Raw genomic sequence first — 20,144 nt, 5'->3', positions numbered from 1 at the left:
ATCGCACTAGCGGAAGTGTTGGGCGATGAAGTCTAGCCAGTAATGGTAGACGTCGACTATGCGCACCGGATCGCTCGGAAAATGCCCGTTGATGGGCCAGACGCGTAAGGTCGCGTCCTTGCCGTTGTCGCGCAGCGCTCGCCAGTACATCGACGACGTCGCGAAGGGATCGCGATTGTCGCCGACGTCGGAAAGGATCAGGACCGGCGTCGTTACGTCGCGCGCGTACGAGATCGCCGAGACGCGGTGCCACTCGGGCGCGTTGTCGCCGACGAACGGCGAGCCGTGCAGCATGTCGCGATCGGCTAGGCTATCGTCGGCGGTACCGTAGTCGGTGATCCAATCGTTGACCGACGCGCCCGAAACCGCGGCTTTCCAAAAATGATACTTCGAAATCATCCACGCGGTCATGATGCCGCCGTACGACCAGCCCGATACTGCGATGCGCGACTCGTCGACGAGGCCGCGCGACCGCAACACGTCGATTGCCGCGACGATGTCTTTGCCCGGCCCTTCTTCGGGATCGTAGAGGATCGCGCGCTTGTACGCTAAGCCGAGATTCGGACTGCCTCGATAGTTCGGCCGCAGCACGATCCAGCCGCGCGCCGCCATGACTTGCGCCCAGAAATCGAATCCGAGCGCCGTTGGATCGTCGGGGCCGCCGTGAATGTAGACGCTCAGCGGGTATTTGCGACCGGCGCCAAAGCCCGGCGGATAATACACGACGCCGTCGCCCGTGATGCCCGTGGACGTAGGAAACGTCATGCGCTCCGCGGGCGCCAGATCGAAGCGCGCGACGGTCGCGTTGAAATCCGTGAGCTTGGCTACCGCGCCGCCGATCGCGCGTTCGTAGAGCTCCGGCGGCTGCTTTGGAGAACTCCCGACAAAGACCATCGTTCCGTCGGAGGCGACGCCGTTTTGCAGCGACGATACCGAGACCGCTCCGGTCGTTTGACCCGGCGTTCCCGGCACGGTTCCGTGTAAATCGAGCGCTTCGGGCGTACCCTCGAGCGGCACGCGGTACAGTGCCATCGTCGTGCGTTCCGGCGTTGCAACGAGCAAACTCTTCGAGTCCCGCGACCATGCGTAGTCGGTGACGTCGCCGTCGATTTTTCCGGAGACCGGCGTTCCTTTGCCGCCCCCCGGCGTCGTTACGTAGAGCTGCACCAGCGTTATCTGCGAATCGCCGGCGGAGTACGTGTACGCGATGTGTTTACCGTCCGGCGAAAAGATCGCCGAGCTCTCCCACTGGGTACGACCCGTCAGATCGCGCACGTTCTTCGTCGCGACGTCGACGAGCGCAACGTGCGAATAGCTCTCGTCGTTGAGGATCGCGTTGGGAACCAGCGTGAACGCAATCGTCTTACCGTCCGGCGACCATGAGATCGGATAATCCGAGGTTGCGCTCTGCGCGCCGAACGTCAACTGCGTCGGCGCCCCGCCGTCGAGCGATTGAACGAAGAGATGATCGGGGCGCGGGCGCGAGCGCGCGGTGATCGGCTCGGTCGTAAAGACGAAGCTGTCACGGAATTTGTCGGAGCCTTTGCGATCCGGATCGGGGTCGGTCGCCAGGTACGCCAGCGCGCGGCCGTCGGAGCGCCACGCGAACTCGTCGACGTCGCTTTTTGCGTGCGTTACCGGGCGAGCGTCGCCGCCGTCGAGCCGCATCACGAAGACCTGATCCTTGTCGTCCGCGCCCGCTGCGATGAATGCGAGCCGCGAGCCGTCGGGCGAAAACGCGGGACTCGAGAGATCTTTTCGCCGGTAGGTCAGCGTGCGCGTCGCATGGGTCGCAAGGTCGACCACGATCAAATCGTCGTCGCGACGATCCTCATCCCACACGACGTGCGAGACGATCGTGACGGCGTGCTTACCGTCGGGTGATATCGCCGGGGACGACAACGTCGCCAGACTACGATAATCGTTCTCTCCAAGAGTCGCAGCGAGTGCGACCGCCGCTATCAACATGCGCGAAGCTTCGCGATAACGCTGCCGTCTTCTTCCGGCGCAATGGTCCGCAGATCGAACAGGAGCCGCCCGTCCTCGATACGTCCCACGATCGCGGGATCGCCGCGCCGCAATGCTGCGGCCGTGAGGTCGGGACGCGGTACGCGAATCGCAATCGCGAGCGACGCAACGCGCGCGTCGGGAAGCGTGCCCGCACCGACGTACGCCACCGATTCCACGAGCATCGCTTGCGGTATCGCGGTAATATACGGCTGCGCCCGGGCGCGCAGATGCTCGATGGTGGCCGCAAGCATTCGATAGAGTGGGATGCGCTCGCGAGACGTACGATCGCGATAGAGCGCGAGCGTGGCACCGAGCGCGGCGATCGTCGTTTTATCGACGCGCAATGCGCGAAGGAGCGGATTGGTACGCAGCGCGGCTACGAATCGCGCGCTGCCTACGACGATACCCGATTGCGGTCCACCCAGCAGCTTATCTCCCGAAAACGTCACGAGATCGATGCCCTCGGCGAGCGCTTCCCCAACCGTGCGCTCGTGCGGCAGACCGTACTCCGCAAGATCGACCAACGCTCCGCTTCCCAAATCCTCGACGACCATAACACCGGAGCGACGCCCGAGCTTGACGAGCTCGTCGCCGGAAACGTCGGCGGTAAACCCTTCGATACGATAGTTCGAAGGATGCGTCCGCAGCAGCAGCGCGGTACGCGGCGACAGCGCCGTTTCGAAGTCGCGAGCGTAGACGCGATTGGTCGTGCCGACTTCGACGAGCGTCGTGCCGCTGCGCGCGAGCACGTCGGGAATGCGAAAACCGCCGCCGATTTCGACGAGCTGGTTGCGCGCGACGACGGTCTCGCGGCCGCGCGCGAACGTGTCGAGCACGAGCAGCACCGCCGCCGCGCAGTTGTTGACGACGACGGCGTCTTGCGCGCCGGTCGCTTCGCGCAACGCGTCGGTAACGCGCGAATACCGCGAGCCGCGCTCGCCGGCTTCCAGATCGTATTCCAGATTCGAATAACCCTGCGAGAGCCGATCGACGGCGGCGAGCGCTTCGGTCGCCAACGGCGCGCGTCCGAGATTGGTATGCAGCATCACACCGCTCGCGTTGATGACGCAGAGCATGCCGCGCATGCGCATTGCATCGAGCTGCGCCACTACGGCGGCGACGATATCTTCGTACCCGTGCGCTTGGCCGGAAGCACGAGCGCGATCGAGCACTCGCTCGATCGCGCCTTTCATTCCTTCTCTTCCAAGGGTCGCCGCGAATACGGCAACCGCGGGCTCTTCCAACAGCCGGTGCACAGCCGGAAGGCTGCGCAACGCTTGCGACATCGCTTACGCGACGTGCTTGCTGAGCATCGACGTAATGACGTTCTCGGGAACGTAGCCGACGATGCGATCGACGGGCTGTCCGCCTTTGAAGAGAATCAAGCACGGAATGCCCGAGACCTGATACTGACCCGCCAGACTCGGGTTGTCGTCCGTGTTCAACTTCACGAACTTCGCCTTGCCGGCGTTGGCATTGGCGACCTTTTCCACGACGGGGCCGAGCATTTTGCAAGGTCCGCACCATGGCGCCCAAAAATCGACCAGCACGGGCTGGTTGCTTTGCAGCACCTCGCTGTCAAAGTTCGTCTGAGTTACGTCGTTTAGTGTGCTCACTTTACTCCTCCGGTCGCTGGGACCGCGCTGGCCGGGCCTAGGGTTGCGCCTGCCCTTCGACTTCGCTCGCTACGCTCAGGATGACAGTTAAAGTTCCGGCTGTTGGGGTTCCCCGGTGATGTCGGTGATCTGTTTGGCCTGTTTGCCGAGGTTGGTAATGGCGATCACCTCGTCGCCTTCGCCCAGACGCTGCAGCCGGACGCCCTTCGTATCGCGGCCGGTCTTGCGAATGTCGCCGACCTTCAGCCGGATCACCTGGTTGCCCGAGGTGATCATCAAGATTTGATCGTCGGGCGCAACGAGAATCTGATCCACGACGCCGCCGATGTCGTCGCGCTGGCGCGCGAAAGCCTTGACGCCCTTGCCGCCACGCGACGTGTGACGGTACTCCGAGATCGGCGTGCGCTTTCCGAAGGCCAGCGACGTGACCAGCAGCACTTCGCGCCGTTCGTCTTCGATGACGTCCATCGCAACGATCGTGTCGCCGTTCTCGAGTGTCATCGCCTTGACGCCGCGAGCCGGACGGCCCATCGCGCGCACGTCTTTTTCGTTGAAGTGCACGGCCATGCCGTTGGTCGAGGCTAGGATGATGTCGCGCGATCCGTCCGATAGGTCGACGGCGAGCAGTTCGTCCCCGTCGTCGAGGTTGATCGCGATGAGTCCGTTGCGCCGCACGTTGGCGAAGTCTTCGAGTTTCGACTTCTTGATGACGCCCTGCTTGGTCACCATCACCATGTACTGATCGCCCGTGAACTTGTCGACGGGGTAGACCGCGCTGACTTCTTCGCCCGGCGGCAGGGTGAGCAGGTTGACCAGCGCGGTGCCTCGCGCTTGACGGGTCGTATCCGGAATTTCGTAACCGCGCAGACGATAGACGCGACCCTTATTCGTGAAGAATAGCACGTGATCGTGCGTCTTGGTCATGAAGAAGTTGCGCACGACGTCCTCACGCTTGAGGTTCGAGATACCGGTCACTCCGCGTCCACCGCGGTTTTGCGTGCGGAACGTGTCGACGGAAACGCGCTTGATGTAGCCGCCGACGGTGTACGTGACGACCACGTCGACGTTGGGCACCAGCTGCTCCATCGAGATTTCGTCTTCGGCCACCTCGATCGAGGTGCGGCGCTCGTCGCCGACGCGCTTGCGCACGTCGAGCGTTTCGGACCTCACGATGCCGGCGATCCGGCGCGGGCTCTTGAGAATATCTTGCAGCTCGGCGATCGTTTTGATCAGCTCGGCATACTCTTCTTCGATCTTTTGCCGCTCGAGACCGACCAGGGTCCGCAGTCGCATGTCGACGATGGCCTGAGCCTGAACTTCGCTGAGCGAAAAGCGCTGCGACAACCGCTGCTTGGCTTCGTCGGTGGTCTGGCTGCCGCGCACGATTTCGATGACTTCGTCGATGTTGTCGAGGGCGATGCGATAGCCCTCGAGTAGATGCGCGCGCTCTTCGGCTTTGCGCAAGTCGTAACGCGTGCGGCGCGTAACGACGTCTTTGCGGTGCGCGATGAAATGCTCGAGGAGCTGCTTGAGATTGAGCACTTGCGGCTCGAGCGCGGCCGATCCGTCGGGACGCGGCGCGCCCACGGGCACGAGCGCCAGCATGTTGAAGCCGAAGCTCGACTGGAGCGGCGTATGCTTGAAGAGCTGGTTGAGCACGACCTTCGGGGTCGCAGTCCGCTGCAGCTCGACCACCACGCGCATCCCTTTGCGGTTCGAAAGATCGTCCAAGCGCGCGATTCCGGTGATGCGTTTCTCCGCGTGCGCTTCGGCTATCGCCTCGACGATGCGGTTCTTGTACACCTGATACGGAATCTCGGTAATGATGATCTTATGCTTGCCTTTTTCCTCGACGATTTCGGCCTTGCCGCGAATCGTAATCGAGCCGCGGCCGGTTTTGTAGGCTTCGCGGATGGCTTCTAGACCGTGAATCGTGCCGCCGGTCGGAAAATCGGGCCCTTTGACGATGTCGCATAGCGAGTCGTCGCTGATGTTCGGGTCGTCGATCACCGCCGCGATGGCGTCGGCAATTTCGCTGAGATTGTGCGGCGGAATGTTGGTCGCCATCCCGACGGCGATACCGGACGAACCGTTGACCAGCAGCTGCGGCAGCTTGCCGGGCAGCACGGTCGGCTCGGTGGTTTGATTGTCGAAGTTGGAGACGAACGCAACGGTCTCTTTATCGATGTCGGCGAGCACGTCGAGCGCCACGCGCGCGAGCCGCGCTTCGGTGTAGCGCATGGCTGCCGGCGGATCGGGATCGATCGAACCGAAGTTGCCATGACCGTCGATCAGCGGATAGCGCAGCGTAAAATCTTGGGCCATGCGCACGAGCGCATCGTATACCGACGAGTCGCCGTGCGGATGATACAGCTTGAGCACTTCGCCGGTGACGCCGACGCTTTTGCGATGCTGCTTGGTCGGCTCCATTCCCATCTCGCGCATCGCGTACAGGATGCGGCGCTGGACGGGTTTGAGGCCGTCGCGCACGTCGGGCAGCGCCCGCGAGGCGATAACGGACATAGCATACGAGAGATAGCTCTCTCGCATTTCATCTTCGACGTTGACTTGGAAAACTAAATCGTTATTCAAGGCTTCACAAAACGAAGGTTGGCCGGAACGGCCAACCGTTAACTATAGGTTTTCTTCCGGTAGTGGAATCCCCTCGGCGTCGGCCGGCGCCTCGAACTCGTCCTCCGGAAGGTCGAACGATACCGCGGCCGGGTGTGGCACGTCGCCGAAGACGATGGGCGAGGGCTCGACGACCCGAATCGCCTCGACCCCTTGGTCGATCCGCGCGCGCGCCGCATCGGCAGCCGCGCGCAGGTCGCCGAGTCGAGCGTTCAGGGCCGCGTCCAGCTCGGCGCCGAAGTCGCCATTCATGCCCGATGCTTTCGCCGCTCCGTTACGGCGCACTTTTTCCGACGAGGCCGCGCTGACCGATTTCGCAACGGCGTTCGCGCGCGGGCTGCAACCGGGCGACGTCGTCGCACTTTCGGGACCGCTGGGAGCGGGGAAAACGACTTTTGTCAGAGCCGTCGTCCGCGCGCTTCACGGCGCCGACCAGACGTCGAGTCCGACGTTTACGTTTTGGCATCGCTACTCGGGCGATCCGCCGATCGATCATCTGGATCTCTTTCGCATCGGGGAACCGGGCGAAACCGTCGAGCTCGGCTTGGACGACGCGTTCGACGGACGCTCGATCGTTTTGGTCGAGTGGTGGGAGAAAGCGCCGCACCTCGTACCGGCCGCTCGTTACGACGTTCATATTGAGGGCGCCGGTGACTCGCCGCGCACCGTGGACTGTACCCGCCGATGAACGTTTTGGGCATCGACGGAGCGCTGGGCGGCTTTTCTGCGGCCGTCGCCGCGGGCGGATCGATCCGCAGCAAGCGCTCCGAACCGGGCAACGTCGCGCTCGAAGCCGGTTTGTCCGCCATAGCGGCCGTGCTCGACGACGCCGGCGTCTCCGCTTCGCAGATCGAGCGCATCGCCGTCGGATGCGGCCCCGGAGGGTTTACCGGCCTTCGGATCGCGATCTCGTACGCCAAATCGCTGGCACAGGCGTGGCGCACCCCGCTCGTTGCAATCGACTCTTTCGACCTGCTGGAGTATGGCGGCTCGTTCGACCGGGTTCTGACGGTGGTCGTGGGACGGACCGGAGTGATTTCGGCGCGGCTTCGTAACGGCGGGCGGATCGAGCGTGCCTCGGGCTGGATCGCCGACGTGCTTGGGGAGCTCGAGGGTGCCCTCCGCCCTTCGACGCCTCTGGCAGTACTCGGCGCCCCGGAGGACGTGCTCAGCGCGCTCGCCGAACGCGGCATTGTAGTGAGCCCGGTCACTCCTTCGATCGCCCCCGCCGCTTGCGCCGCCGCTCTGGCCGCAGCCGCGCTGAAGCCTGCCGCGAGCGTGCACGCCGTGCGCGCGGATTATGGCGAGCTTCCCGCCGCGCGCGTTCCGCGTTTGAAATGAAGATGACCCTCAGTCCGCACGACGCCGGACTGCCCGAGCGCATGACGATCGACCCGATGATCAGCGGCGACATACCGGCGGTCACGCGAATCGAGCGCGCGTCATTCTCGACGGTCTGGCCGTCGGACGCCTTCTACAACGAGCTCAGCACCAACAAAGTGGCGCACTATTTCGTGGGAAGAATCGGCGATCGGATCGTCGCGTACGGCGGCATCTGGGTGATTTTGGAAGACTCGCACGTTACGACGCTGGCCGTGGATCCGGCGTTTCGCGGAAAACGTTTGGGCGAAGTAATGCTGCTGCATTTGATCGACGAGGCGATCGAACGCGGTGCCGCGTGGCTGACGCTCGAAGTACGCGAAAGCAACGTCGTCGCGCAGCAGCTCTATCGCAAGTACGGTTTTACGACGGTCACCTTGCGCCGCGGCTACTACAGCGACGATAACGAGAGCGCGATGGTGATGTGGGCGGGAAATCTCAAAAGCGAGCTCTACCGCAACCGCATCGCCGTGCTGCGGGCGCGCAATAACGCTTGACGTTCACGCAGCTCGCGCGGCGCGTGCGCGACCACCTGGCGCAGGATCATCGGTACGAGCACACGGTGCGCGTCGCGCGCTGTGCCGATATACTCGCGCAGCGCCACGGTCTGGACGCGCGGCGCGCTCGGCTGGCCGGCATGCTCCACGACCTCGCGCGCCTGTACCCGGCGCAGCGGCTGCTGACCGAATGTGAGGCGCGCGGCATGCCGATCGACGGCTTCGAGCGAGCGAATCCGGTCGTGCTGCACGCTCGGCTCGGTGCCGCGATTGCCGCCGAAACCTTCGGGGTACACGACGAGCAGGTGCTCTCCGCGATCGAAAAACACACCACCGCGGCGGCGGCTATGTCGCCGTTGGATTGCGTCGTTTTTCTCGCCGACGGTTTGGAACCGGAACGCAACTTTCCCGAACGCGCCGCGTTATGGGAGCTCGCGATGAACGATTTGACCGAAGCGACGCGCGAGGTCATCAAATCGTCGGTGCGTCATTTGGCGCACAAAGGACTCGCCGTCGCGCCCGCCACCATCGCGGCCGCGCACACGTTCGGCATTCCGCTCGAGGAGGTAAGAGCATCGACCATGTAATCGACGTCGTCCGCGACGCTGCGCTCGACAAAAAAGGTATCGATTTCACCGTTTTGGACGTGCACGCGCGCACGATTTTGGCCGATGCGTTCGTCATCGTCACCGGACGGTCGAAGATACAAACCCGCGCCATCGCCGACGCGATCGTGGAAGCGCTTAAAAAGAACGATGCGGCCGTGTTGCGCGTAGAGGGCTATAGCGACGGCACGTGGATCCTCATCGACGCCGGCAATCTCATCGCGCACGTGTTCACGCCCGAGGAGCGCACGTTTTACAATTTGGAACGCCTCTGGGGGCCGCTCCATGCCGCGTCTTGAGACGCGGGCGTCGCGCAACCGCCGCGACTTCTGGAAACGCCTGGGCGTCTGGATCTTCATCGTTTTCTTCGCCTTGAGCGTCGCAGGCGGCCTCATCGTCGTGGGTACGACCCTGGCTGCCCGCTAAGCGGGAACAATTGTCGACAATGTACAAGAGGCTCGCATGGATCATGTTTTGACGCCGTGGGTTCCGCAGGCCGGCCGTTCGGTGCCGACCATCGTTCGCGGAGAGGGATCCTACCTCTACGACGACTCCGGGAAGCGTTATCTCGACCTTTCGGCGGGATTGGTGGCCGTCAACCTCGGCCACGGTCACGCCGGCATGGCGCAAGCCATCGGGGAACAGGCGGCGCGGCTGGCCTATGCGCCGCCCAGCCTGGGCAACGACACCCGTTCCGCGCTGGCCAAGGCAATCGTCGAAATCGGTCCCTGGAATGAGGGCGGCCGCGTCTTCTTCACGACCGGCGGTGGTGAAGCCAACGAAGACGCCGTGAAGTTCGCGCGCGCCATTACCGGACGGCACAAAGTGTTGACCGCGTACCGGTCGTTTCACGGCTCGGCACCCGGCGCCGGCAGTTTGAGCGGCGAGAACCGGCGCTGGCCGAACGAACCGGGCCTTCCCGGCGTCGTGCGCTTCTTCTCGCCGTTTCCGTATCGCAGTCCGTTCCACACGCGCGACGCAGCCGAAGAGGTCGAGCGCGCGATCGCGCATCTCGAAGAGATCGTGCGCTACGAAGGCGGCGAACGGATCGCCGCGCTGATGATCGAGCCCGTCATTGGTTCTAACGGCGTCATCGTCTTCCCCGACGGTTATCTCAAACGCGTGCGCGAGTTGTGCGACCGTTACGGCATTCTGCTGATCTTCGACGAGGTCATGACCGGATTCGGACGCACCGGCGAGGCGTTCGCTTCGCAGCGATTCGGCGTGGCGCCCGACATGTTCACGTTTGCCAAAGGCGTGACGTCGGCATACGTTCCGCTCGGCGGCGTCGCCGTGCGCGAATCGCTGGCAAAGTTTTTCGACGCGCACGCGCTGCCCAGCGGCCACACGTTTAGCGGACATCCGCTCGCAACGGCAGCCGGGCTGGCCGCCGTGAAGGCGTACCGGGAAGAAAATCTCTTCCCACGGGCGCGCGTCGTCGAAGAGTGGCTGCGCAAGCGCTTCGAAGAACTCGGGTCGCGGCATCCGATGCTGGGCGAGGCGCGCGGCGTCGGCGCGTTCTTCGGACTCGAGCTGGTCGCCAATCCCGAAACGCGCGAGCCGCTGGTCGAATGGCAAGGCGGCCGAACGCTGCAATCGCTCTTCGGCGACCTGCTCGCTCGCGGCATGTACATCTATGGCCGTTATAACGTCATCGTCGTGTCGCCGCCGCTGACCGTCGCCGAAAGCGAGCTCGACGAGGCGATGGAGATTTTCGACGCCGCGTTCGCAGAGTTCGCGAAGCTTCCGAAGGCAGGGTAACGATGGAAATGCTGGTCACCGATCCCGCGACCGGGCTCGAGCTCGGCAGCATTGCGGTCGCGCAGAGCGACGACGTCGCGCGGGCCGTCACCTCGGCAAAAGCCGCGTTTATAACGTGGTCGCAGGTTCCGGTGATCGAGCGCGCGCGGCTCATGTTCCGTTACGCCGACGCACTCGAGCGGCGCCACGAAGAGATCGCGCGCAGCGTGTCGCGCGAGAACGGCAAGACGATTGCCGATGCGCGCGCGGAAGCGCGGCGCGGCATCGAAGCCGTCGAGTTCGCGTGCGGCATGCCGTCGCTGATGATGGGCGACGCGCTGCCCGACATCGCGCGCGGCGTCGATTCGATCTCGATGCGCTACCCGCTCGGCGTCTGCGTGGGCATCACGCCGTTTAACTTCCCGTCGATGATCCCGCTGTGGATGTTTCCCATTGCGTTGGCCGCCGGCAACACGTTCGTGCTCAAGCCGTCGCCGCAGACGCCGCTCACGGCGAATTTGCTCGCCGAGGTCGCGCGCGAAGCGAAGTTCCCCGACGGCGTCCTCAACGTCGTGCACGGCGGCGTCGAAACCGTCAACGCGCTGATCGACCATCCCGACGTTGCGGCCGTGTCGTTCGTAGGGTCGTCGACCGTCGCGCAGCTCGTGCACGAGCGCGCGGTTCGCTCCCACAAGCGCGTTCAAGCGTTGGGCGGCGCAAAAAACTATCTGATCGTGATGCCCGACGGCGTGAAGCAAAGCTCGATCGACGCGATCGTCAGCTCGGCCTTCGGCGGCGCGGGACAGCGTTGCCTGGCGGGTTCGGTCGTGGTTGCCGTCGGCGACGCGGGCGAACGGCTCGTGCCGATGCTGGTCGACGCGGCGCGCGGCTTGCGTTTAGGATGCGGCCTCGATGCCGGCACCGACATGGGACCAGTCATCAGTCACGACGCGATCGCGCGCATCGACGGTTACGTCGAGCGCGCGCGCAAGAGCGGAGCGACGCTGGAGCTCGCTCCCGATCCGGCGGCTCGCGAAGCCAAAGGCTCGTTTCTCTCGCCGGTTATCTTCGATCGCGTCGATCCGCAAAGCGAACTGGCGCGGGAAGAGATTTTCGGTCCGGTCCTGGCGATCGTGCGGGTATCGACGCTCGGCGAAGCGATCGACTTAGCGAATCGATCGCGCTACGGCAACGCCTCGTCGATCTTTACGTCGGACGGCGGCAGCGCGCGAACGTTTTCGAATCGCATCGAAGTCGGCATGGTCGGCGTCAATATCGGCGTGGCCGCGCCGATGTCGTTCTTCCCGTTCGGCGGCGTGAAAGATTCGATCTTCGGCGACTTACGCTGTCACGGCAAAGACGGCGTCGCATTTTATACGCAACAGCGCGTCGTCATCAGCCGCTGGCCTTAGCCGACGTCCTCGAAGCCGTGCGTGATGTGCGCGTCGAGGAGCTTGCGCGACATCAAAAACTCACCGCGTTCGACCGCGTCGAAGAACGCTTCGTGCTCGGTCGCAAGATCCTCCGGACGCTCGTAGTGCGCGCTCGTGAGATCGATGTACAAGCGTATCTGTACGATGAGACTTTCGTACGCGCGCTCGACCAGCGTGTTGCCGGCCATTGCAACCATCTCGCGGTGCATCGCGAGATCGGCATCGATCGTTGCTTGACGATCGCCGCTCGAGATGGCGGCGCGCAGGGGCTCCACCCGCTCGCGCAGCCGCGCAATCTCGGAGCGATCGCTTCTTTCGACGAGCCGTTCCAGCGCGAAGTGCTCGAGCGCCAAGCGAAACTCCAATAGCTCCGTCAGACGCACTTTATCGAGGGGCACGACCATCGCGCCGCGATAGGGCAGAATTTCCACGAGGCCTTCTTCGGCCAAATGCAGCAGTGCCTCGCGCACCGGGCTGCGGCTCACGCCGAGCTCGCGCGAGATGTCGAGTTCGATGAGCCGCGAACCCGGCCGCAGCTCGCCGCGCGCGATGCGCTCGCGCAAGACGGTTGCGACGCGAACGGCCGTCGACGCGCGCTCGAACGCCTGCTGCTTCACGCCACGGCCTTGCGGCGGCGCAGCGCAAACCACATCCAACCCAGAACCAGAAACGCCAGGAAGTAGTAAGCAAAGTAACGCTGCGGGGGCGCCGGCAGCGGAAAGAAGTCCATCGCGGCGGCAAACACCAACAGTGCGACCGCGACCCCCGAGATCAGCAGATCGCCTACGCGGCGCTCGCCCCGGCGCTTCACGAACACTGCCGCCGCAATCGAGATCAGTGCGTATGCGAGAAAGAATCCAAATGAGCTCAGGACGCCGCAATTGTTGAATACATCGATCGGCGCGATCCCGCCTATGAGGCACGCCGCCGCAATCACGAGCGTGATTGCGGTCACCACGGTCACCGCAACGTTCGGTGTATCGTGCTTGGGTTCGATGCGTGCAAAGGCCGGCGGCAGCGAACCTTCCGTCGCCATCGCGTAAGCGATACGGCCCGCCGTCGTGATACAGGCCAGGCACACCGAAAAGGCGCTGCACAGCGCGCCGATCGTCAATGGCACGCGCAGGAAGCCGATGCCAAAAAGATCGACGAGGGTACCGAGCGGAAACGTCTGCTTGTCGAGCGGCTGCGCCGCGTGCGCCATGCCGACGATCTCGGCATACGTTACGACGATGAAGAACACGCTCGCAAACAGCACGCTGCCGATAACCGCACGCGGAATCGTCACGAGCGGGTTTTTCGCCTCCGCACCGAACGCCGTCGCGCTTTCGAATCCGACGAAACTGAACATCGCAAATGCTAACGCTATTCCGATTCCGCCGGGAAAGCCGCCCTTGAGCGTGACTTGATTGACGTCGAGGTGCGGCCCCTGGTGGAAGAGCACGACGCCGACCACGGCGCAGATGATGACCACCGAAATGACCTCGAGCACGAGCATGACGATCGCGGAGATCTGCACGCCGCGATATGCGGCTTGCCATGCGATCGCCGCGACGACCGCAGCGATGAGGACGAGCGGTGCGTGAATGCCGGCGTCGCGTAAAAGCAAATCGCCAAACAGCGCCATCGCACCGACTACGGCCGCCGCGGTGAATCCGTACGCCCACAGCAGCGCCCAGCCGTTGAGCGCGCCGGTCGTGCGACCCAGGTTATCGGCGACGTAGCCGTACATCGAGCCGGCCTCGCTCGAGCGCCGGGCAAATTGATTGATGTTCAGCGCCACGAAGAACAGCATCGCGGCGCCGAAGACGTAGGCGAGCCACGTCGCATTGCCGGCCAGGGCGAACATCCCGGGCGCAATTAAAAGCGGCGTCATGCTTGGCCCGATCAGCGCAACCGACGTCGCGAGGACCTCGATAAAGCTCAGGGATCCCGACTTCAACTGAGGGGACGTGGCCATGGCTTGCTCTCCTCCGTCGACTGTCGACAATCCTAGGCAAGAGGGCGAAACACCCCGCCGGGTCATAGGTAGAATCCACCGTGAGAACACCAGCGATTGCCACCCTTCGCGCCCTGGCCGCCATGCTCGCATTCGCGGCCTTGCTGCCGCTGCCGGCTGCGGCGCGCGACTTCGTCCAAGACCAGGCCGGCATGTTTTCGGCCTCGACCATCTCGCAGCTCAATGCGCGCATTTCGAGCTTCAACGCGCAGACCGGTAAAGAGATCGTCGTCGTTACCGTGCCGTCGCTCAACGGCACGTCGTTGCAGAGCGCGGCGAGTTCGGCGTTTTCATCGCAAAACGTCAACGGCGTCTTGATCTTCATCGCAAAAACCGACCGGCGCGACATTATCGTCCCCGATAACGCGGGCGTGCAGGCCGGATGGTTTACGCCCGACGTCACGCGCGGCATTCGCCAATCGATGGAAGCGCAGTTCCGCACCGAAAACTACGACGCCGGGATCGCGGCCGCAGTCGACGGCGTTCTCAACGTGTATCGCGCGCACACCGGCAGTTTGCGGTCGCAATCCAACGCCGGCTATTCTGGCGCACCCGCGACCGCCTACGGCGGTGGAGGTTTTCATATCTCGATGTTTTGGTGGATCATTATCGCAATCGTTGGTTTCATGATTTTGCGCTCGATTATGCGCGCGATGTCCGGACCTCGCAATTACGGCGGCATGCCGGGTCCGGGCGCGCCGGGACCGATGCCGGGATACGGCGGTTACGGCTACGGTGGGGGCGGCGGCGGAAGCTTCTTCAGCGGTCTGCTCGGCGGCTTGGGCGGCGCGTGGCTCGGTAACGAGATGTTCGGTCAGCACGGGGGCGGCGGCTTGGCCGCGCCCGCCGATGCGTCGCAGGCGGTTCAAGGCGGCAGCGACGGCGGCGGCTGGCAGGGCGACGCGGGGCAGGCCGGTCTCGGCGGCGCCAGCGGCGGCGACTGGAGCGGCGGCGGATTTGGCGACTCCGGTGGTGGCGGCGGCGATTTCGGCGGCGGGGGCGGAGACTCGGGCGGCGGGTGGTAATCCGCCGCGGAATTCCCTTAACCGGCGCTCCGCCTTCGGCTCCGCCGCCCCCCGCGCGGCAAAGCCGCTGGGGCCCCCTCGTACTTCTCGTCGCGCTCGGGGCGGCGCCGGCTTCCGCGCCGACCGCAAGTCCCCCGCAGAACGCTTCCGACGTACTCGCTCGAGCCGTCGCGGGCCGGCAAGAGCTGCACTCGTATCAAGTTCCGGTTTCCATCCGCGGCAGCGTTCGCGTGAGCTTTCTCTCGGTGCCGGTCGCCATGGACGGCACCGAGTACTTCAAAGCGCCCGACAAGGAGGCGATGCGTCTCAACAACGTGCCGAGCGCAGCCAAGAGCTTCTCGAACACGATGAACGCGATGGGCACGCCGCAGACGTGGGAAGCGACTTACGATATCGTTTTACAGGGAACCACGCCGCATCGCAATCACACGGCCTATGTGCTGGTGGGCACGCCGAAGCATCCTAGCAACGTGAAAACGGTCACGATGTGGGTCAACGCCCGCACCTACGCGATCGAGTCGGTAGCCTTTGCCTACACCAACGGGTCGGCCCTCGGGCTCGAGTTTAGCCATCACGGTCTCTCGCCGTACCATTTGCCGACGAGCATTGCCGTGACCGCGCGCTTTCCGGGTTACAGCGGTCAGGCGCGGATCGCGTACGGCACGTACCAAATCAACATCGCGATCGCGGACTCCGAGTTCACGCAGCAGTAGTTTTCCAACCCATACGAGTAACTCGCGCTCATGCACCGTTTGTTGAGCGCACTTCTCGCCACGCTCGTCGCGCTGACCGCCGCTCCGGTCTCCGCTGCCGCGGCAAGCGTCAGTCCGTCGCATCTCAACGCCCTGCACTGGCGGCTGATCGGACCCTTCCGCGGGGGCCGCGAAATCGCGGTGACCGGCGTTCCGGGCCAACCCGATCACTTCTACTTCGGTGCCGTCGACGGCGGCGTTTGGGAGACCACCGACGCCGGACGGACGTGGAATCCGATCTTCGACGGTCAGGATATCGCGTCGATCGGCGCGATTACGGTTGCGCCCAGCAATCCGAGCGTCATCTACGTCGGCAGCGGCGAAGCCGACATGCGCTCCGACATTGCCTACGGCAACGGCGTGTACAAGTCGACCGACGGCGGCAAGACGTGGCAGCATCTCGGTCTCGACGATTCGCGCCAAATCGGCGCGATCGTCGTCGATCCGCACGACGCCGACGTTGCGTACGTCGCCGCGGGCGGACATCAATACGGTCCCAACGCCGAGCGCGGCGTCTTCAAGACGACCGACGGCGGCAAGACGTGGAGCAAAGTGCTCTACAAAGACGAGAACACCGGGGCGTTTTCGCTGGCGATGGATCCCAGCGATCCCAACGTCGTGTACGCCGGGCTGTGGCAGACGCGCCGTCCGCCGTGGAACGTGTACCCGCCGTCAAACGGGCCCGGAAGCGGTCTCTACAAAACGACCGACGGCGGCAAGACGTGGACGCAGCTGCACGGCGGATTGCCGGCTAAAGTCGGGCACATGGGTCTCACGATTTCCAACGCCGCGCCGCATCGTATCTACGCAATGATCGACAGCGATCCGGCCAACGGCGGCATGTGGCGTTCCGACGACGCCGGCGCAACGTGGGCGCACACCGACAACGAGGAGCGCATTTGGCAGCGCGGATGGTATTTCTGCGGAATCACCGCCGATCCGCACAATCCCGACGTCGTCTACGCAATGAACACGACCACGTACCGGTCGACCGACGGCGGCAAGAGTTTTAACGCGCTCATCGGCGACCCGACCGGTCCGGACTTCCACATCGCGTGGGTCGATCCGAACGATTCGAATCGCATCATCCTCGGCAGCGATCAGGGTGTCGTGGTGAGCGTCAACTACGGCAAGAGCTGGAGCTCGTGGTACAACCAGCCGACGGGCCAGTTCTATCACGTTATCACCGACAACGCATTTCCGTATTGGGTTTACGGTGCGCAGCAAGACTCAGGCGCCGCCTCCACGCCGAGCTTCTCGAAGTATGGATCGATTTCGCAGCAAGACTTTCGGCCGCTCGACGTGGGTGGCGAAAGCGGGACACTCGCGCCCGATCCGCGACATCGCGACATGGTGTACGGCGGAACGGTGACCAAAGAAATCCCCAGCACCGGGTGGGAGCAGAACATCGATCCGACGCTCGATTACCCGGGTGTCGTGTGGCGTGGTACGTGGACGCTTCCGGTCGCGTTTTCACCCGTCGACCCCAGGACGCTGTACTTCGGACGCCAGCGCATCTTCCGCACGCGCGACGGCGGCAAAACGTGGGCAATCGTGAGCCCCGACCTGTCGCGCAGCGCGGACGGATCGTCGCCGAATCTCGATCCGGCGACGACGGCCGACGACAACGGCGTGAAGCGTCACGGCGTCGTGTATTCGATCGCTCCGTCGCCGCTGCGCGCCGACCTCATTTGGGCCGGCACCGACGACGGCTATGTCTGGGTCACGCGCGACGGAGGCAAGCGGTGGAGTAACGTCACGCCTCCCGCCGTTACCACTTGGAGTAAAGTCGGCATCATCGAAGCGTCGCACTTCGATGAGAGCGTCGCGTACGCCGCGGTCGACCGGCACCGTATCGACGACTACAAACCGTATATCTATCGCACGCGTGACGGCGGTCGCACGTGGAGTCCCATCGCCCGTGGAATTCCCGACGGCTCGTTTGTCAACGCCGTTCGCGAGGACCCCAAGCGGCGCGGGCTGCTCTATGCCGGCACCGAAAAGGGTGTGTACGTCTCGTTCGATGACGGCGACGATTGGCAACCGCTGCAACTCAACTTACCCGTGACCTCGATCCGTGACATTGCGGTGCACGACGACGACGTCATCGTCGCAACGCACGGCCGTGCCTTCTGGGTTCTCGACGACGTTTCAACGCTGCGCCAACTCGCGGCCGGTGCGAGCGGCGCGACGACGCTCTTCGCGCCTGCGCTCGCGTATCGCGTTCGACCGACGAATGAGGAAGGAACGCCGCTGCCGGTCGACGAGCCGCAAGCCAAGAATGCCGAAAGCGGCGTCTACGTCGATTACTATCTCGCCGACAGCGCCAGTACCGTGATGCTCGACGTGCTCGACGCCGGTGGTAGGGTTATCCGGCATTGGTCGAGCGCGCAGCCGCCCAAGCCGGTGAATCCGAAGTCCATCAGCTTCCTGCCCTACTGGCTACCATCTCGAACGGTACCGTCGACGACTGCCGGCGGCCATCGCTTCGTGTGGGACTTCCATCGCGACTCTCCCGACGGTCCGCTCGTACCGCCCGGGCGCTACACGATTCGGTTATCCGTGAACGGTCGCGCGTACTCGCGTTCGGCCGAGGTGCGCCGCGATCCGCGGGCACCGGCAACCAATGCCGACCTCGACGCGCAGTACGCGCTGGCCATGAAGATCGACGCCTTGACACGCAACGTCGAAGCGGCCCGCACGCGAGCGCAGAAAGCGCACAACCCAATCGCCGGACAAGCACCGCCCGATAACCCGGACGACTCCGTGGGCTCGTACTCGCACGACTTTACGTCGCTGCTGTACGTCGACAACTCCCTGCAAGCGTTGCAGCAGGCCGTCGAGAGCGCCGATGCCGCTCCGACGCCGGCCATGCAAAGCGCGTTTACGAAACTCGAAGCGATTGCGAAGCGAGCGATGGGCCGCGTTCGCTAACGCCCTAGGACTTGTCCGTACCAGCGCTCCAGGTCGTCGTGGAACTGCGACAGGGCTGCGGGGTGTAAATACACCATGTGGCCCGACTCGTAGAAACCGTAGCTGATATTCCCTTGAAGCTGCGGTGCCAGGCTGAGATGGTTGAGCGTGTAGACGGTCGCGAAGAACGGCGTTGCGAAGTCGTAATATCCGTTCGCCGAAAAGACGTGCAGGCCCGGATTGAACGTCATCGCGTGCGCGAGATCTTGCGCCGTGTTGGTCGGCAAGTTGCCGTTGTGTTTCCAATCCCACTGCGGGAAAATCGTGCGGCTGAGCGGAGTGTACTCGATCGGCGGATTGTAATGCAGCATCTGACGCACGTAATAGTTCCCGGCACCGACGAACGCCGCGTCGATGGCCGAGTCGGTCGCGTCGAACTCCGGACGATCGGCGATACGGTCGAGCGCGTACGACGTATAGCGCGCGTCGTACCGCCCCAGCGTTTGACCCGAGTTGCGCAGCAGCTCGGTCGTGTAACGCCAGTACGGAATGCGCAAGTTCGATTGACGAATGTACTGCTCCGAGAGTCCCGTGTAGCGGTGCAGCTTCGCAACCACGTCGTTATAGGTCGACGGCGACAGCTTCGCCCCTTGCGCGAGCGCGTTGAGGTACTCGTTCATCGCAAACTGCTCCACTTCGGGCAGCAGCGCGGCGAGCGTCGTTTGCGGACCGGGCAGCGCGTTGTGATACCACGACGAAGCGGCTTCGGTGGGCAGGTACAGCGTGTAGGCCCAATCGCCGCCGCCGATTGCGGCCGGCTGGAAGTTCGTGTCCCAATCGAGGCTGAAGTCGAGCACCGACGAGAGCAGCACGACGCCGTTGAGCCCGATGCCTTGCCGCTCCAAATAGTTCGATAGCACGGCCGTACGCGGCGTGCCGTACGACTCTCCGAACAGGAACTTCGGTGAGTTCCAACGGTTGTACGTGCTGAGGTATCGCGAGACGAACTGCCCAAACGCTCGCATGTCCTGATCGACTCCGTAGAATTCCGAAGGTTTCCCGGAGCCCTCGAGCCGGCTGAAACCGGTGCCCGGTGCATCGACGAACACGAGGTCGCTGCGGTCCAGCAGAGTGTATTGATTTTCGACTAAGTGAAACGGCGCGTTGTTGGATACGGCAGCGTCGGGTATCGAGACGCGCATCGGCGCAAACGATCCCATGCGCAGCCAAATCGTCGAGCTGCCGGGGCCGCCGTTATAGAAGAACGTGACCGGACGCGCGCTCGGATCCCCACCGTCGAGCGTAAACGCCGTGAAGAACATCCGGCACGCCGGCTCGCCCTTGGCATCCCGCAGAACGATCGTTCCCGCACGCGCGGTGTACGGCAGTATTTTTCCGCCGAGGGTTATGGTGTGCGGCGTCACCGCGTCGGGAAATCCTCCGTCACTCGAAGCCGGTGCGGCGGGTGCGGTGGCCGCGGCCGGCGATGCCCCCATGCACGCAACGGCCGCCAACGCGAGCCCGATTCGTTTCATCGACATCA

The 20,144-nt window shown here is 63.9% G+C and carries 19 protein-coding genes; 11 read left to right on the top strand and 8 right to left on the bottom strand.

Translation table 11 applies throughout. The features are described from left to right. Positions 1-6: 6 nt before the first annotated feature. The 5 genes from VGG89_06455 to VGG89_06435 form a co-directional block, all read right to left on the bottom strand. A complete protein-coding gene (locus VGG89_06455) occupies positions 7-1,968 on the bottom strand; it encodes a S9 family peptidase (protein HEY1976163.1) in 1,962 nt (653 codons plus the stop codon). Beyond that, entirely contained in the window at positions 1,962-3,296 is a 1,335-nt protein-coding gene (selA, locus tag VGG89_06450; GenBank protein ID HEY1976162.1) for an L-seryl-tRNA(Sec) selenium transferase, read from the bottom strand. The genes VGG89_06455 and selA overlap by 7 nt, the downstream gene beginning before the upstream one ends. A 3-nt stretch (positions 3,297-3,299) precedes the next feature. Beyond that, positions 3,300-3,626 (bottom strand): thioredoxin, encoded by a 327-nt coding sequence (trxA, locus tag VGG89_06445; protein HEY1976161.1) that lies wholly within the window; start codon positions 3,624-3,626, stop codon positions 3,300-3,302. A gap of 87 nt (positions 3,627-3,713) precedes the next feature. Further along, complete coding sequence (gene gyrA, locus VGG89_06440; protein ID HEY1976160.1) at positions 3,714-6,218, bottom strand: DNA gyrase subunit A; 2,505 nt, start codon at positions 6,216-6,218, stop codon at positions 3,714-3,716. A gap of 42 nt (positions 6,219-6,260) precedes the next feature. After that, on the bottom strand, positions 6,261-6,509 hold the full coding sequence (locus VGG89_06435; protein ID HEY1976159.1) for a hypothetical protein: 249 nt from the start codon (positions 6,507-6,509) through the stop codon (positions 6,261-6,263). Between VGG89_06435 and tsaE the strand changes: the two genes are divergently transcribed. From tsaE to VGG89_06395, 8 genes are read left to right on the top strand one after another with little or no spacing between them, the layout of a single operon-like run. Then, a complete protein-coding gene (gene tsaE, locus VGG89_06430) occupies positions 6,508-6,945 on the top strand; it encodes a tRNA (adenosine(37)-N6)-threonylcarbamoyltransferase complex ATPase subunit type 1 TsaE (protein ID HEY1976158.1) in 438 nt (145 codons plus the stop codon). The two genes, VGG89_06435 and tsaE, sit on opposite strands and share 2 nt — an antisense overlap. Then, positions 6,942-7,598 carry a tRNA (adenosine(37)-N6)-threonylcarbamoyltransferase complex dimerization subunit type 1 TsaB gene (gene tsaB, locus VGG89_06425; GenBank protein HEY1976157.1) on the top strand — a complete coding sequence of 219 codons (657 nt, stop codon included), beginning with the start codon at positions 6,942-6,944 and terminating at the stop codon, positions 7,596-7,598. Before tsaE ends, tsaB begins: the two co-directional genes overlap by 4 nt. Next, positions 7,595-8,134, top strand: coding sequence for a ribosomal protein S18-alanine N-acetyltransferase (rimI, locus tag VGG89_06420; GenBank protein HEY1976156.1), 540 nt, complete (start codon positions 7,595-7,597; stop codon positions 8,132-8,134). Before tsaB ends, rimI begins: the two co-directional genes overlap by 4 nt. After that, positions 8,131-8,721: a bis(5'-nucleosyl)-tetraphosphatase (symmetrical) YqeK gene (gene yqeK / locus VGG89_06415; GenBank protein HEY1976155.1), complete on the top strand. Its 591-nt coding sequence runs from the start codon at positions 8,131-8,133 to the stop codon at positions 8,719-8,721. The genes rimI and yqeK overlap by 4 nt, the downstream gene beginning before the upstream one ends. Next, a complete protein-coding gene (gene rsfS, locus VGG89_06410) occupies positions 8,610-9,038 on the top strand; it encodes a ribosome silencing factor (GenBank protein ID HEY1976154.1) in 429 nt (142 codons plus the stop codon). Before yqeK ends, rsfS begins: the two co-directional genes overlap by 112 nt. After that, entirely contained in the window at positions 9,025-9,165 is a 141-nt protein-coding gene (locus tag VGG89_06405) for a hypothetical protein (protein ID HEY1976153.1), read from the top strand. The genes rsfS and VGG89_06405 overlap by 14 nt, the downstream gene beginning before the upstream one ends. Before the next feature lie 9 nt (positions 9,166-9,174). Continuing rightward, on the top strand, positions 9,175-10,500 hold the full coding sequence (locus VGG89_06400; protein HEY1976152.1) for an aminotransferase class III-fold pyridoxal phosphate-dependent enzyme: 1,326 nt from the start codon (positions 9,175-9,177) through the stop codon (positions 10,498-10,500). A gap of 2 nt (positions 10,501-10,502) precedes the next feature. Beyond that, on the top strand, positions 10,503-11,891 hold the full coding sequence (locus tag VGG89_06395; protein ID HEY1976151.1) for a CoA-acylating methylmalonate-semialdehyde dehydrogenase: 1,389 nt from the start codon (positions 10,503-10,505) through the stop codon (positions 11,889-11,891). On the opposite strand, the gene VGG89_06390 is transcribed toward VGG89_06395, so the two are convergent. Continuing rightward, on the bottom strand, positions 11,888-12,529 hold the full coding sequence (locus VGG89_06390; GenBank protein HEY1976150.1) for a GntR family transcriptional regulator: 642 nt from the start codon (positions 12,527-12,529) through the stop codon (positions 11,888-11,890). The two genes, VGG89_06395 and VGG89_06390, sit on opposite strands and share 4 nt — an antisense overlap. Next, the gene (locus tag VGG89_06385) at positions 12,526-13,872 is read right to left on the bottom strand and encodes an APC family permease (GenBank protein ID HEY1976149.1); all 1,347 of its coding nucleotides are present in this window, start codon (positions 13,870-13,872) and stop codon (positions 12,526-12,528) included. The genes VGG89_06390 and VGG89_06385 overlap by 4 nt, the downstream gene beginning before the upstream one ends. Before the next feature lie 80 nt (positions 13,873-13,952). On the opposite strand from VGG89_06385, the gene VGG89_06380 reads away from it, so the two are divergent. From VGG89_06380 to VGG89_06370, 3 genes are read left to right on the top strand one after another with little or no spacing between them, the layout of a single operon-like run. Then, entirely contained in the window at positions 13,953-14,936 is a 984-nt protein-coding gene (locus VGG89_06380) for a TPM domain-containing protein (GenBank protein ID HEY1976148.1), read from the top strand. Next, entirely contained in the window at positions 14,930-15,649 is a 720-nt protein-coding gene (locus tag VGG89_06375; GenBank protein HEY1976147.1) for a hypothetical protein, read from the top strand. The genes VGG89_06380 and VGG89_06375 overlap by 7 nt, the downstream gene beginning before the upstream one ends. 30 nt (positions 15,650-15,679) lie before the next feature. After that, positions 15,680-18,622 carry a hypothetical protein gene (locus VGG89_06370; GenBank protein ID HEY1976146.1) on the top strand — a complete coding sequence of 981 codons (2,943 nt, stop codon included), beginning with the start codon at positions 15,680-15,682 and terminating at the stop codon, positions 18,620-18,622. Here VGG89_06370 and VGG89_06365 read toward each other — a convergent pair. Continuing rightward, the gene (locus VGG89_06365) at positions 18,619-20,136 is read right to left on the bottom strand and encodes a hypothetical protein (GenBank protein HEY1976145.1); all 1,518 of its coding nucleotides are present in this window, start codon (positions 20,134-20,136) and stop codon (positions 18,619-18,621) included. The genes VGG89_06370 and VGG89_06365 overlap by 4 nt on opposite strands. Between the last annotated feature and the right edge of the window lie 8 nt (positions 20,137-20,144).

It is taken from the genome of Candidatus Baltobacteraceae bacterium (assembly GCA_036488875.1).
GTDB lineage: Bacteria > Vulcanimicrobiota > Vulcanimicrobiia > Vulcanimicrobiales > Vulcanimicrobiaceae > JAFAHZ01.
The sequence above is the reverse complement of the archived record's forward strand: the minus strand, read 5'-3'. Positions and strand labels throughout refer to the sequence as shown.

Excerpts from the sequence above, each read along its gene's own strand:
- VGG89_06455 (HEY1976163.1), bottom strand. The coding sequence starts at position 1,968 with ATGTTGATAGCGGCGGTCGCACTCGCTGCGACTCTTGGAGAGAACGAT.
- selA (HEY1976162.1), bottom strand. The coding sequence starts at position 3,296 with ATGTCGCAAGCGTTGCGCAGCCTTCCGGCTGTGCACCGGCTGTTGGAA.
- tsaE (HEY1976158.1), top strand. The coding sequence starts at position 6,508 with ATGCCCGATGCTTTCGCCGCTCCGTTACGGCGCACTTTTTCCGACGAG.
- VGG89_06435 (HEY1976159.1), bottom strand. The coding sequence starts at position 6,509 with ATGAATGGCGACTTCGGCGCCGAGCTGGACGCGGCCCTGAACGCTCGA.
- tsaB (HEY1976157.1), top strand. The coding sequence starts at position 6,942 with ATGAACGTTTTGGGCATCGACGGAGCGCTGGGCGGCTTTTCTGCGGCC.
- rimI (HEY1976156.1), top strand. The coding sequence starts at position 7,595 with ATGAAGATGACCCTCAGTCCGCACGACGCCGGACTGCCCGAGCGCATG.
- VGG89_06405 (HEY1976153.1), top strand. The coding sequence starts at position 9,025 with ATGCCGCGTCTTGAGACGCGGGCGTCGCGCAACCGCCGCGACTTCTGG.
- VGG89_06395 (HEY1976151.1), top strand. The coding sequence starts at position 10,503 with ATGGAAATGCTGGTCACCGATCCCGCGACCGGGCTCGAGCTCGGCAGC.
- VGG89_06385 (HEY1976149.1), bottom strand. The coding sequence starts at position 13,872 with ATGGCCACGTCCCCTCAGTTGAAGTCGGGATCCCTGAGCTTTATCGAG.
- VGG89_06370 (HEY1976146.1), top strand. The coding sequence starts at position 15,680 with ATGCACCGTTTGTTGAGCGCACTTCTCGCCACGCTCGTCGCGCTGACC.
- VGG89_06365 (HEY1976145.1), bottom strand. The coding sequence starts at position 20,136 with ATGAAACGAATCGGGCTCGCGTTGGCGGCCGTTGCGTGCATGGGGGCA.